At 30.0% G+C, this 14,064-nt stretch carries 15 protein-coding genes; all 15 read right to left on the reverse strand.

All coding sequences use genetic code 4. From position 1 onward, the window contains the following. Window positions 1-143 precede the first annotated feature (143 nt). Entirely contained in the window at window positions 144-569 is a 426-nt protein-coding gene (locus EHV01_RS00765) for a hypothetical protein (protein WP_422065767.1), read from the reverse strand. Then, entirely contained in the window at window positions 563-1,051 is a 489-nt protein-coding gene (locus tag EHV01_RS00770) for a hypothetical protein (RefSeq protein ID WP_422065768.1), read from the reverse strand. Before EHV01_RS00770 ends, EHV01_RS00765 begins: the two co-directional genes overlap by 7 nt. A gap of 357 nt (window positions 1,052-1,408) precedes the next feature. Next, window positions 1,409-1,912, reverse strand: a complete 504-nt coding sequence (locus EHV01_RS00775) for a deoxycytidylate deaminase (RefSeq protein ID WP_422065769.1) — start codon at window positions 1,910-1,912, stop codon at window positions 1,409-1,411. Then, on the reverse strand, window positions 1,900-3,285 hold the full coding sequence (locus EHV01_RS00780; RefSeq protein ID WP_422065770.1) for a rhomboid family intramembrane serine protease: 1,386 nt from the start codon (window positions 3,283-3,285) through the stop codon (window positions 1,900-1,902). Before EHV01_RS00780 ends, EHV01_RS00775 begins: the two co-directional genes overlap by 13 nt. Before the next feature lie 6 nt (window positions 3,286-3,291). Continuing rightward, window positions 3,292-4,212 (reverse strand): RluA family pseudouridine synthase, encoded by a 921-nt coding sequence (locus EHV01_RS00785; protein WP_422065772.1) that lies wholly within the window; start codon window positions 4,210-4,212, stop codon window positions 3,292-3,294. Then, on the reverse strand, window positions 4,205-4,792 hold the full coding sequence (gene lspA, locus EHV01_RS00790; RefSeq protein ID WP_422065773.1) for a signal peptidase II: 588 nt from the start codon (window positions 4,790-4,792) through the stop codon (window positions 4,205-4,207). The genes EHV01_RS00785 and lspA overlap by 8 nt, the downstream gene beginning before the upstream one ends. Window positions 4,793-4,822: 30 nt before the next feature. Beyond that, the gene (ileS, locus tag EHV01_RS00795; RefSeq protein WP_422065774.1) at window positions 4,823-7,549 is read right to left on the reverse strand and encodes an isoleucine--tRNA ligase; all 2,727 of its coding nucleotides are present in this window, start codon (window positions 7,547-7,549) and stop codon (window positions 4,823-4,825) included. 234 nt (window positions 7,550-7,783) lie between these two features. Continuing rightward, window positions 7,784-8,188, reverse strand: coding sequence for a hypothetical protein (locus EHV01_RS00800; RefSeq protein WP_348735334.1), 405 nt, complete (start codon window positions 8,186-8,188; stop codon window positions 7,784-7,786). A 12-nt stretch (window positions 8,189-8,200) separates the two neighbouring features. Further along, window positions 8,201-8,950 (reverse strand): S4 domain-containing protein, encoded by a 750-nt coding sequence (locus tag EHV01_RS00805; protein ID WP_422065775.1) that lies wholly within the window; start codon window positions 8,948-8,950, stop codon window positions 8,201-8,203. Further along, a complete protein-coding gene (locus EHV01_RS00810; RefSeq protein WP_422065776.1) occupies window positions 8,943-9,380 on the reverse strand; it encodes a cell division protein SepF in 438 nt (145 codons plus the stop codon). The genes EHV01_RS00805 and EHV01_RS00810 overlap by 8 nt, the downstream gene beginning before the upstream one ends. A 2-nt stretch (window positions 9,381-9,382) precedes the next feature. Then, entirely contained in the window at window positions 9,383-10,615 is a 1,233-nt protein-coding gene (gene ftsZ, locus EHV01_RS00815; RefSeq protein ID WP_422065777.1) for a cell division protein FtsZ, read from the reverse strand. 36 nt (window positions 10,616-10,651) lie between these two features. Continuing rightward, window positions 10,652-11,998: a cell division protein FtsA gene (locus tag EHV01_RS00820; protein ID WP_422065778.1), complete on the reverse strand. Its 1,347-nt coding sequence runs from the start codon at window positions 11,996-11,998 to the stop codon at window positions 10,652-10,654. Between the two features lie 31 nt (window positions 11,999-12,029). Next, window positions 12,030-12,971, reverse strand: coding sequence for a 16S rRNA (cytosine(1402)-N(4))-methyltransferase RsmH (gene rsmH / locus EHV01_RS00825; protein WP_422065779.1), 942 nt, complete (start codon window positions 12,969-12,971; stop codon window positions 12,030-12,032). Between the two features lie 3 nt (window positions 12,972-12,974). Then, a complete protein-coding gene (gene mraZ, locus EHV01_RS00830) occupies window positions 12,975-13,436 on the reverse strand; it encodes a division/cell wall cluster transcriptional repressor MraZ (RefSeq protein WP_422065780.1) in 462 nt (153 codons plus the stop codon). 177 nt (window positions 13,437-13,613) lie between these two features. Continuing rightward, window positions 13,614-13,790 (reverse strand): 50S ribosomal protein L32, encoded by a 177-nt coding sequence (gene rpmF, locus EHV01_RS00835; RefSeq protein WP_004027582.1) that lies wholly within the window; start codon window positions 13,788-13,790, stop codon window positions 13,614-13,616. Between the last annotated feature and the right edge of the window lie 274 nt (window positions 13,791-14,064).

A 14,064-nucleotide genomic window follows, 5' to 3' on the forward strand; every position in this document is an offset into this window, starting at 1 on the left:
TTAAATTTTTAAATAAAAGACATAATTAATTAAAATTATAATTTGCTATTAGTATCTTTTTAAAAATATTTACAATTATTTTAATAGGTTATGCAAGAAGTCTATTATTGACTTAATAAGGGCGAATTGTCCTATTTGCATCTTTACTTTACATTAGGAATTATTTTTGCTTTATATTTTAATGGTTGCTGCTGTGTTGCTAAATAAGCATCCAAATCTGCTTTCGAATATTTATGATTATTTAAACATAATGTTGCAATTACAATATCAAACACAGGGCCAAGAATTCAAATTCAATTAAAACATACTAAAGCAATTGAACAAAAGCCAACCACAATTCGAGCTCAATAAAGATTTTTTAATCCTAAGATGGCAAAAATTAAGGTAATAATACTAAAAGCTAAGACAAGTTCTTTTTGATAAGAATAATTTAAGATTTTTGACCACATATCACAATAAACATAATATAAAACGGAAAAAATAATATTAAAAATAGTAACTACAATCGCTAGAATCATAGCAATTTTACCTTTTTGATCTAATTGGCAATGTTGTTTAATATTTATCATAATTTTAATTTGATCAACTTTGGTAATATTATTTTCTTTAATTTGCTTACGAAAATAAAATAAGTTATTAATTCAGATATAAAAATATTGAAATGAAGTACATAAGGTAAAATTAACACTGAGCCAACAGCTAATAAGGCAAAACCATTTGTTACATAAAAATTTAAGAAAAAATAAGGAAATAGAGTATTGTCTGGTTGGTGGTCACTATGTCGAATATAACCACGAATTAAAATACAAATTAAATATAGGGTCGGATATAAACAAATTAATCAATAATTAGTTTTATGATGGATTTCAAATTTGTAAAATATATCACCAGCAGTAACAATATAACTTAAAATCATTGCAATCGGAATAATGGTATGCAAAATAAATGTTGAAATTCATTCATAAACACTCATATTTGTTACTATATCACCTTGCACTGCTAATCCTAATCAAAATACTAGCATTGTCATTGTAATATAAACTGTTACCATTAAGCGAATAATAAAAACTGGTTTTGTATTTTTAAATTTTTTTTGAAATAAATAAAAAATAAAATAAACAAAAACTAGATAATTTGTTTGTGTTGTAAAATATGAATAATAATGGCTTAAAGGCTCTCCATAACTTGGTAACTGCCCATAAATGCCACTTTTTGTTTTTAACGCTAAAATAAAATCACAAACTAAAAAAGCAAAAATTAATATAATACCAATAATACGATAAATTAATAATTTCCGATCTGTAAAAAATGCTTCATCTTAAAAACTTTTCTTTCTCTAATAATTTATAAAAATAAGTTAATAAAGGATTTTGATTTTATTTGATAATTTATAGTTTTATTTGTAAATCTAATTATTTTCCTCTTGTCGTTCGACTATAACATTAATAGCTGGTAAGCAGCGATAATGCACTTGTGCTTGGTCAAACATCCGCTTTGCTGCTTGATTATCATCGCTGCCTTCGTATTTGTCATCATCATAAATAACTTCTTTAATTCCAGCTTGAATGATGATTTTTGTACATTCTGCACAAGGAAATAAGGTTGTATAAATTCGACAATTTTCTAAATTTGTTCGTGCACTTAAAATGGCATTTAATTCAGCATGAGCAACATAAGGATATTTTGTTTTTAAATATTCCCCTTCCCGTGCTCATGGAAAATCATCATCATTTAAACCACGGGGTAAACCGTTATAACCTGTCGCAATAATTTGCCCAATTTCGTTAACAACACAACTCCCAACTTGTGTATGTGGATCTTTGCTTCGCATTGCACAAACATGCGCAACACTTAAGAAGAAATCATCTCATGATAAATAATCATTACGTTTTTTTCCTGTTACTGTTGTCATAAATTAAAGATTCCTCCTTTAAAATTAGAAAAGAGATCACTAAAACTAGACTGACTTTGTAACAAAAAGATTGGTCAATTTGCTTTTGGATAAAAATAATAATTATTTAACATTTCCTCAATTGCACTTTTTTCCATCAAACCTGCACGTCAATAACTTAATAATGCGTCAATAATAGCACGATTATAGGGTGGAACATAACGTATTCATAATAATGCAATTGTACTAACCACAATCATTGTTACAATAATAAAAACTGGATATAATATTGTTCAATTAACACGATGTGAACGGTTAAATTCTAAACCATAACCAAGCGCACTACCAACAAAAAAACCAACAAAATTAATTAAATAAAATGAATAACCTAAAAAGATTGGCATTATTAGCAACCACAGCATAATAATTAAAGTTCGTTGGTTGGCAATTAACACCCCTAAATCTTCTTTACCATAGTTATAACTAAACAAACTTCCTCATAAAATTGCTAATAAAATAGTTGATCCGCCAAAAATTCAATTTGGTAATACGGCTGCTAAAAATACTCCGGCTAAGGGGATCCCAACTACTAAAATGACTGATAATCGTCAACGCCCTAACAAAGCTTCTGCATAACGAGCAACACTAAAAATCATAAATAAATTTAAAACTACTAACAATGGGTTACTGGAAAATAAAACATATGTTCATAATCGCCATCATTGATTATTTCAAATTAATAAATCACGAGTAACACTACCATAAACTAATTGCGTTGCTCCTTCACTTAAGCCTTGAGTATTAAAAATTTGCGCACCAAAAAAGATTCCAACAATTGGAATAATTAATAATAAAGCAATTAAAACTCATGTAACACCAAGGTTATTGACACTTAATTTATCACTTAGTTGCTTTAAATTTTTTGTTAATTTACTATTAGGGTCTTTAATCCCATCTAAAATTTCCTCAGTTGTCATCCCCGCCATTGAAGTATCATTTTCATTATTTTCTTGCAACATTGTAATGTTCGGATAATAAGTACTTAAACGGTCAAGATAATTATTTTTGTCAACAAATAATGTTACATCGCCACTATCATCTTTATAAATCTGCAAACGATTTTCAATTAAAATAATTGATAAAATAGTAAGTTTTGCGCGTTGAAATTTTTTATTTAAAAAAGTCTTTAACGTTTGCACAACCTCATCATTAATGATGAAATCATTAAATTTACCACTAAAATTATCAATAATTTTAATAATTTGAAATTCTTTACTATCAACTTTATATAAATAAACATTATTATTATTACGTGGTTTACTTTTATAAACATTGTATTTTTCTTGTTTTAAAAAATAATCAACTAGAGATAATTTATCTTTATCAAAACTCATTGTTTTCTATCCTTTCGCGCATAATATTGCTAATCTTTGTTCAAACTCTTGTGGTAAGGCTGCTGTAATGGTCAGAGTTTCTTTAGTAACTGGATGAATAAATCTTAATTTATACGCATGCAGATATTGTCCAAAACTTTCTTTTTTATCAGCGGCTGTGCCATATAACGGATCACCAACAATAGGATGGTTAATGTATTTTAGATGGGCTCGAATTTGATGAGTTCGCCCGCTTTCTAATTCACACTCTATATAAGTATAATCATTAAAGCGTTCAATTACAAGAATATTAGTTACTGCTTTTTTAGAATTTTTTGCTGTAACTGTCATTTTCTTGCGATTATTAGGGTCACGGCCAATTGGCGCATCAATTTTAGCGCGATTTTCAATAATTTGACCATGAACAAGCGCTAAATAGCGGCGTTGTAATTGCTTTGTTTGAATTTGTTGTTGTAGTTGATGATGAACAACATCATTTTTAGCAATAATTAAAGTTCCTGTCGTTTGGCGATCAATGCGATGGACAATTCCTGGGCGTTGCTCACCACTGGCAGTTGACCATTGCACTCCTCGTGCTAATAAAGCATTAACTAAAGTATCATTCTGGTGTCCTGGTGCTGGATGAACAACTAAATTATTTGGTTTATCAATCACCATTAAATAACTATCTTTATACAAAATTGTTAATGGGATTGGCATTGGTGTTAATTCACTTGCTTTAGAATTTGGAAATTCAATACGAACATGGTCTCCAATTTGACTAACATAATTTGCCGGTACAACTTGTCCATTAACTTGAACTTTCTCTTGCTTAATTAATGCTTGGATTTTAGTTCGCGAAAAAGGAGTGGGATTTGTTTTAAAATAATCAGTTAAAATTTTATCAATTCGAGCTGATGAAGAAACAGTAAAGGTAATCTTAGTCATTTGGTTCAAAATGCTCTTCGCGTTTGCTTCGTGCTCGCTCACGATAAAACTGAATAATTTCAATAATAATAGCAAAAATTAAGACAATAACACCAAAAGTTACTCAAGTATCAGCTAAATTAAACACACTATAAGGGGAAAATAAAATTCATGCTAGAAAATCAACAACCCCACCATGGTTTCACATACGGTCAATTAAATTACCAAACCCACCAGTTGTAATCATCATTAAACCAACAGCAGCAGTTTTATTATTAATATATAAAAGAATACTAAATGCAAACAAAGTAATAAAAACTGCACCAATAATAACAAGCGGAAGATTATCAGCATTTGTTCCAAAAGCAATTCCTTTATTAACCATAAATTTAAAATTAATAAATCCATCCAAAAATTTAACTTCGGTAGCTGCTGGGTCATGGGACAATAAATCAAAAGCTAATTGCTTCGTAATAATATCTAATATTAATAACGAAATAAAAATTGGTAGACAAACTTGGAGTTTATATTTTCAAATATAATCTCGATTTTTAAAATGGTCTTTAAAATCATATCAAAATTGTTTTGTTCGTTCTTTCATTTGCTTTTGACTCCTTTTTCGTTTTATATATTATCGCACATTTTTTACCGATAAAACATTAAAACAGCGATCACAAATTTCATTATTTTGGACATTTAAATGATTATAAATTATTCAACAACGTTGGCATTTTAAACCAGCTTTTTCTTGAACTTTTAAAAAACTAGTTTCATATTCTGTTAAGTTCTGATGGTCAGTAGTAAAAATAATTTCACTAACAATAAAAATTTGATATAAATCCTTAATTGCTGCTAAACTTGCATAGGCTGGTTTTAAAGCAATCGTTACTTGACATTCTAATGATTTTTTAATTTCTTTTTGTTCACGACGACATTCTAATTCTTTATTAACATCATCTCGCAATTTCAGCACTTGGTCTCATTTTGCAATTAATTTATCATTAATAGCCATTGTTAAAACAAAATTTTCTTCTAAATGAACCGAGCTTTGTTGGTCGGGATATGTAATAAAGCGATGACTTTCTTCAACTGTATGCGGAATAATTGGTTTTAAAACATCAACTAAAATCCGATATAAATAATATAATGTTGTTTGTACCGCACGACGACGCGGTGATTTCATTTCCTCAATATATAAAATATCTTTTGTAAAATCTAAATAAAATTTTGATAATGTTGTGGTAACAAAATTATTAATTAAAGTATAAACATTATTAAAATTAAATTCTTCATAACTTTTATTTACTTTTTGTTGAAATTCCTGCGCTAAATGTAACACATAATAATCAACATCTCCTAATTTTGATTGTAAATCAGTTGCTGGATTAAAATCATTTAAATTTGCTAATAAAAACCGTAATGTATTACGAATTTTTCGATAAGCTTCCGCAATTTGTTTTAAAATTTCTGGCCCAATTTTAACATCATCACGATAATCAACCGAAGCTACTCACATTCGTAAAATATCAGCCCCATACTGGTCAGTAATTGCTAATGGTGAGATAACATTTCCCAATGATTTACTCATTTTGCTGCCTTTTTCATCATTAGCAAAACCATGTGATAAAACAACTTGGTAAGGAGCATGACCTGTCGCCACAACCGAAGTAATTAATGATGAATTAAATCATCCTCGAAATTGGTCAATTCCTTCCAAATAAACATTAACGGGATGGGGTAAATGATATTCTTTTGTTACTGCTAAATTACTAACACCACTATCAAATCAAACATCCATAATATCTTGCTCTTTTCGTCAATTGCGATTTTGATAAGCTGGTGGCAACAATTGATCAGCACTTCATTCAAATCAAATGTCAGTTGTTTTTGTTTTGGCAAATAAATTAATTACATGTTCAATTAATTCTGTTGTAAATTGTGGTTGATTATTTTCATCGTAAAAGGCAATAATTGGTACACCCCATAATCTTTGACGAGAAATACATCAATCCTGACGATTTTCAATCATTGTTTCCATTCTTTTTGCTGCTCATTGTGGATTTCATTGTACTTGTCTAATTTCTTTTAATAATTCTGGCTTAATTTTTTCAATTGAAACAAATCATTGTGCTGTTGCACGATAAATAACTGGTTTTTTTGTTCGTCAATCAATTGGATAACGATGTTTTGTAAATTTTAATTTTAACAAAGCGCCATTTTGTTCTAATCGTTGACCAATCATTTTATTTGCATCTTCATAATAAACACCAACTAAACTATCATCTGCTACTTCTGGAGTATATTTTCCAGTATCATCTAATGGTGCAAAGATTGGAACATTGTTCGTACGGGCAATCAAATAATCATCTTCACCAAATCCCGATGCGATATGGACAATTCCTGTCCCAGCTTCAACAGTAACATGGTGGCCAAGAACAACAGAACTATCGCGGTCATATAAAGGATGTTTTGTAATAATTCCAACTAATTTAGCACCAACTACTTCTTGTACAATTTTAACTTTTTTCCAATTTAATAATGTTTGTAACTCGTCAAATAAAGCCTTAGCAAATAAGTATTTTTCACCTTCAACAAGAACTTCAACATAAACAACATCTTTTCCAACCGCTAACAATTGATTCATTGGAATTGTTCATGGTGTTGTTGTTCAAATTAAAAATTTTGTTCCTGGTTTAATCACCTTATTTCCTGTTGTTACTGTAAAAGTTACATAAATTGATGGTGATGTTAAATCAGCATATTCAATTTCTGCCTCCGCTAAAGCTGATTCACTTGAAGGTGATCAATAAATTGGCTTTAATTGCCGATAAACTATTTTTTTTTGAACCATTGTTTGAAATAATCGTAATTGTTCTAATTCATATGGCAAATCTAATGTTACATATTTTTGCTGAAAATCACTAAACAAACCTAATCAACTAAATTGCGTAATTTGTTTTTCAATTTGGTCTAAAGCATATTGACGACAAATTTGGCGAAAGGCAACTGGTGGAGTTGTTTTCCGATCAACCCCGCTTTTAACAACAGCAGTTTCAATTGGCAAACCATGCGTATCTCAGCCACAAATTCATGGACTATAAAATCCTTTTTGATTATAATAACGAACAATAAAATCTTTTAAAATTTTGTTTAACGCATGACCAACATGTAAATCCCCATTTGCATAAGGAGGACCATCATGTAAAATAAAGGGTTGGTTGTTAGCATTATGTTGATAGCGCCCTGAAACAACATTTGTTTTAAGTCACTCTAACTGAATTTGCGGTTCTTTTACTGCCAAGTTAGCTTTCATCTCAAATAAGGTATTGGGAGTTAATAATGTATCTTTATAATTCATCAGTGTTTTTTCCTTTCTGTCATAAAAAAAGTAAGACTATAAGAGCGCAAATGCACGGTACCATCTTACTTTATAAATATTGTAATAATATTTACCTTTTTTTCTTTATTTTAAATTGTAAAAACAAGAGATAATTATTTGTCTTTTATGATTAGCTCACATCATCCTAATCTTGCTGTAATAAAACGAGCAAATAACCGTGGTTTGTTTTCTTATAAATAAATATTACACTATTTATTTAATTTTGTTAATAATTTCTTTTTTAATCAATTCTGTAATTCGTTCACCATCATTAATGGAAAAGGCATAAATGCGCTTATTTCGTTCTAAAAAATCATCAATTACTTTTAACACATTCTGGGGATTATGCCGATTATGATCAATGTCATCAAGTAATACTGCAATTTCTTCTTTAAAAGCATAAGAAAAATCAACTGCTTTCATAATAATCCGTCCTGCATTATGACTTGCAACTTCAAATGCTTCGCGTGATTTTTCAATATTATAGCGTGAAATATGCTCTAAATGTTGTAATTCTTGTAAACGCAACATTAATTGGCGATTATCGTATGTTAATTTTTCTATAATTTCATTTTGTTCATAAATAATTGTCCGTAAATCTTTCTCTTGTTCTGCCATATTTTCCCTACTTTATGCAAACTTTGCAATTGTAATTCGATAATGTTGATTTTTTGATGGTAAAATTGCATTAATTTTAAAACGACCATACCGTTTTATTGATATTATAATATCACAAGCAACTTGAAAAGTCTTATTATTTACCACTGAAAAATTAACATAAACATAATTTTGTTCAACATATTTTTGTGCTTGTTGGCGTGAAACATTGCAAAGGGCACTTACCACAGCATCTAAGCGTAAACTTTTTACTGTTTTTATAAAAACAGTAAATTGATATTCAACAACAACAGGGGCAAGGTTAATAGTCCAATTTAATAAGTTCTTTTGAATAATTAATGGAGCATTAATAAACACTGGCATAATTTTCTTTAAAACACTTAAATATAAATCATTTGCTGTGATATATAAATCACCAATCACTCGCATTTCTAATTGTAATTGGTTTAAAATAAAACCAAGCACCTGATGATGTTGAAAAAAATGCGGTGTTGGTTGTTTCGCATGTAAAATAACCGTATTATCGTGCTTAGCATTAAAACTAACAGTTGCTCGAAAACCATTTGTTAATGGTTTATGAATAAAATAATTAGTAATGTTTTCTTGTGCCAAGATTGCTTGCAAAATTGCAATTTGACGTAAATCAAGAAAATCTGTGTTAACAACTTGCCCACGGTGGGCTTGTTCACATCATCCTTTAATTTTATTAATTAATTCATAATCTTGCTGATAATGTTGCAATAATTGTGTCTTATTAAGCATCTTTTTGAATTGTAAATTGATAAGTTCTATGTTCATTTTTTTGAACATCACCATTAAAAGCATACATCACACCACTAATAAAATCTAATAGCCGTACCCGTTCTCCTTTTGGTAACTTCTCTAAATGAACAATTAATTGCCCTTTTGTCAATAATAAATCAGCCATTTTGGGAGCATCATTATAACTATCAGCAATAAAACCAGTTGTAAGTACACTTGTGTTACTACTAACTTCAGAAGAAGGCTGTACTTCGCTTTCACGCTCAAAATTCACCTTTTGAAAGGGTGTTTCTGGGGCAAGAACAGGTTTTGTTAATGGTTGATCTAATGGTTGATCACTATGGACAATTGGTGCGGTTGGGCTATCATTAAAATCAATTCGTGGTTGAGATTCGTAAATACTTCGTTGTTTTTTCTTAAAAATGCTCATTATTATCAACTACGACGAACAAATGGTGGTAAATCATCATCTTCATCGTCATGTTCAACGACTTGATTATTATTAACATGTTCTCGTCACGCATTAATCCGACGGTTTGCATTCGCTGTTTCACGTTCAGCATTTTCAGATAAATTAGTGAAATAACTTGGCCGTTTACGAGCAACATCTTGATCATTGTCATCACTAACCTCAGCATCCCGTGTTGGGCGTGGTGCTGGTGCTTCGTATTCTTCCATTGAAGCACGATAACCATTATCTAGATTAGTAAAATTTTGTTCTTCATCGAACCCAGTTGCAATGACAGTTACAATCATTTCATCATCTAAATGCTCATTAACTGCTGTTCCAAAAATAATATTAACTTCGCCACCAATTGCTTGTTTAACAATATCAACAGCATCATTAGCATCATTTAAGGTTAAGGTATTACCACCAGTAACATTAATAATAGCATCACGAGCACCACGAATTGATGCTTCTAATAATGGAGAAATAATTGCTTTATTAGCAGCTTCAATTGCTTTATCTTTACCTGAACCAATCCCAATGCCAAATAAAGCATTCCCTTTATTTTTCATCACGGTCTTAATATCTGCAAAGTCTAAATTAATTAAGGATGGTACTGCAATTAAATCAGTAATGGTTTGAACTCCTTGGCGTAAAATATTATCTGCTTCTTTGAATGAATCTTTTAATGGGACACCACCAATTACTTCTAATAAGCGATCATTTGAAATAATAATTAATGAATCAACATGTTTACGTAGTTCTTCGGTTCCTTGAATAGCATAACTATTGCGCGCACGTCCTTCAAATGAAAATGGCGTTGTAATAATTCCAACGGTTAAAGCACCCTGTTCTCTGGCAAGTTTGGCAATAATAGGAGCAGCCCCAGTTCCAGTTCCACCACCCATTCCAGCGGCGACAAAAACCATATCTGCCCCTTTTAAAGCGTCTTTAATTTCCTCTGCTGATTCAATTGCTGCTTGACGACCAACATCAGGATTAGCACCTGCTCCTAGCCCTTTTGATGTTTCTTTACCTAATACAATTTTATTTTTTGATTTTGAAACACTAATAATCTGGGCATCAGTATTAGCAACAATAAATTCAACCCCTTGTACGCCTGCTTCAATCATCCGATTGACAGCATTATTACCAGCACCACCAATACCGATAACTTTTATTGACGCGACTTGTTCATAATTATCAAAATTGTCCATAACCTTAATTCCTCCATTTTTTATATATTATACTATTTATTTAATATTTTGGTAGTATTTTTGTTGATATTGTTGCGAACCGTTTAAATGCTGGTTACTTAGCGGCATAACCCCTTGTGCCGGATTAGCATTGCCACCTGGTTGATGATGCTCACCATATTTGTCATTTCGTGGTCCTTTTTTATCACCATTATTATTTAAATAACGAATATAACGATGATCAACCGATTGAATATTTGTTGCACTAACTTTATTTGCTAAATGTTGATAATAAATATTTCCCAATAAGCCAATACATCATGTTTCTTTTGCTCCTAATGTTGAAGCAATATAAACGGTAACATTTTTATCTTTATTTAATGCCAACAAATTTTCTTTAAACCCACTAATTCGTAAAATTTCACCAACAAGAACCACTGGATAGTTATAGTGCCCTAAGCTATTAGCTAACTTTTCACTCAATGTTTCCATTTCTTCTGTTAAAACATGATTAACAATTCGTTTTAAATCATAATGGGTAAAATTTAATTGTGTTTGTTGCTGTTGATCATATTTGCTATAAATAATTAAATTATCTTTACTATTATTATTTAAATTAATAATTTTATATAAATATTTTAGTGCTTGCTTATTATCACAACTTAAGACATTACGTAATCGCGTAATTATTTTTTTAATACCACCCGGAGTAATAATTTGTTCACATAAAGTTTCACGAACAAAAACATAAGCGATAATATTATCATAATCTCAATTAATAATTGTAATTCCATTTTGCAAATCAACTGGTGATGCAATATTTCACGCAAGACTAAACCCTTCTGGAAGGATACCCATAACTTCAATTTTGGCATATTTAAGTGTCGCAAAAATACTTTGAACAATCTGTTTTTTTGTTACATAAACAATTGCCTTAATACGTACTTTGTGCGCTGCCTGCCCTATTGGTGGTGCTGATAATGCTTTTTGTTCATTAAGAATGTAACGATATGGTCTAATAAAAAAAGCAGTTTCATCATCTAATAAAGGAACTTCTTTTGCTAATGTAATTAATGAATCAATATCATTCTTCGTAATTAGACGATCATGTGTTAAATTTAGCATTTTGATTGAAGTTTTAATTGTCATATTATTTGCTGGAATACTAATTGCCACCCGTTCAATTACAATTCCTAATTGTCGATTTGCATCTTTAATTAAATTAACTAATTTTTTAGCCACATTTTTTTCATCAATAATGATACCATTATCACAAAAATGATATTCAAGATGCCTTTTATAAAGCACTTTAATTTGTGATTCAGTATAAACACCAACCATAAAACTAAAACTATAATTTTTAATTTCTAACACAGAATATACTTCTTTTAACTTATAATCCACTTCGTTCACCTCCTTTTCAAATTTTAGAATATTATTTCACCCGTTCTAATATTCTTAATTTAGCACTTGTACTTCGATGGTTGTTTGTTTGTTCAGTTACCGAAGGTACAATTGCTTTCTTAGTAATAATCTGATAATCACTTTCAAAATGTGATATTACTGGTAGCTGTTGATTTATTTCATAATTAGGATCTTTTGTTAAACTTTGAAAATATTTTTTAACAATACGATCTTCTAATGAATGAAACGAAATTACAACTAACCGACCATGCACCGCTAATAAAGTTGTTGCTTGTCGTAATGATTCTTGTAAAATAAATAACTCTTGATTTACTTCAATTCGTAATGCTTGAAAAACTCGTTTTGCTGGATGTTTTGCCTTTTTTAAAATCTTTTGTGGCAAACTTTTTTTAATAATTTCAACAAGATGGAAAGTAGTAACAATTTCTTGTTCATTACGAGCAATAACAATGTTTTTTGCAATTACTTTTGCAAATGGTTCTTCACCATAATCTTGAAAAAGTTTTACTAAAGCTTCTTGCGAATAAGTATTAACAATGGTTTTTGCTGTTAATCCTTGATGTTGATTCATCCGCATGTCCAATGGACTATCATAGCGATAACTAAAACCACGGTTATCATCATCTAATTGTGGTGATGATACTCCGAGGTCATATAAAATACCATTAACTGCTTTAACATATCGTAGTTGTAATTCAGCAGCTAAATTAACAAAATTATTTTTAATAATTTCATAATTACGATATTTACTCTTCTGCAAAATTTCTTCAGAAGCAACAATTGCTGCTTCATCTTGCTCAAAGCAATATAACTTTCCATTTGGAAGATGCTTTAAAATTTCAAGACTATGTCCGGCTCGCCCTAAGGTACAATCAACATAAATTCCATTGTTTTGAACATTTAAACCGGCAATTGCTTCTTGTAATAAGACTGTCTGATGTTTAAATTCCATACGTTAAATTTTTTCCTCAAAATTTTTTGCCGCTTCTTCGATTCCTGGTGCTTGTTCAATGTATACTTCTCAAACTTTCGGATCTCATAATTCCAAGTGGTCATTGTTTCCAATAATAACAACATCTTTTGTAATATTTGCTTTATTTTGCAAAATGGACGAAATTTTAATTCGTCCAGCATTATCGAAAGTAGTTTCATCAGACATTGACATAATTTTTCGTGTCAAAGCCCTTCCTTCGGCTGTGGCTTGTCCAGTTGAAGCAACTTTTTCTGTTCACTTTAACCATTCAGCTTCATTACGAACATCAATACAACCATCAAAACCAAGAGAAATAAAGACTTTATCATCTTTAAACTGTTCTCTCATTTTAGAAGGAATTGTTAATCGTCCTTTATCATCTAATGTATGATTGTAAGTTCCTAATAATGCCATTTTGTCCCATTTTCCCCCACTTTCATACATATTGTATTATACTCTTTCCCATATTGCAACACTTTTCCCAAAAAATTTTTTACAAAAAAGCCCTACTACTGGACCAATAATTTAAAGGCTTTTTTAAGCAAGATAAATTATAAATACAACATTAGTTAAAAAAAAAAAAGAATCTCTTGATCCTTTCTTATAATTAGTTATTATAACCTAATCAACTCTAATAACTTCTTTATCCTTATAATATCCACATTCACGACAAACTCTATGTGGTTTAATTAATGCTCCACAATTTTTACATGCTATCAAAGTTGCACCAACTAATTTAAAATGTGTTCGGCGTTTTCTTTTTGCCTGTTTGGATGTTTTTCGAAATGGTACCGCCATTATTTCTCCTCCTTTGTTGTTTTAACTAATTTTCCGTGTAATTGTTCTCATCGTGAATCCGCTTGAGCTGCTTGATACGCTGCAAATTCTTCCTCAGAAAAAACTTGCCAAGTTGAATCACCACTAATTATTTTATCACTATTTTTAGATAAATTAATAGGAATATTCCTTTAATTTTGTCGAAAACTCTTGATATTTATAAAATATACCTAAAATTAGGTATATTTTTAATATATGGAGGTAAATAATTAATGAAAAAAATAATTACAGAATA

The sequence above is a fragment of the Spiroplasma sp. hy2 genome, assembly GCF_044714365.1.
Taxonomy (GTDB): Bacteria; Bacillota_I; Bacilli_A; order Mycoplasmatales; family Mycoplasmataceae; genus Spiroplasma; species Spiroplasma phoeniceum.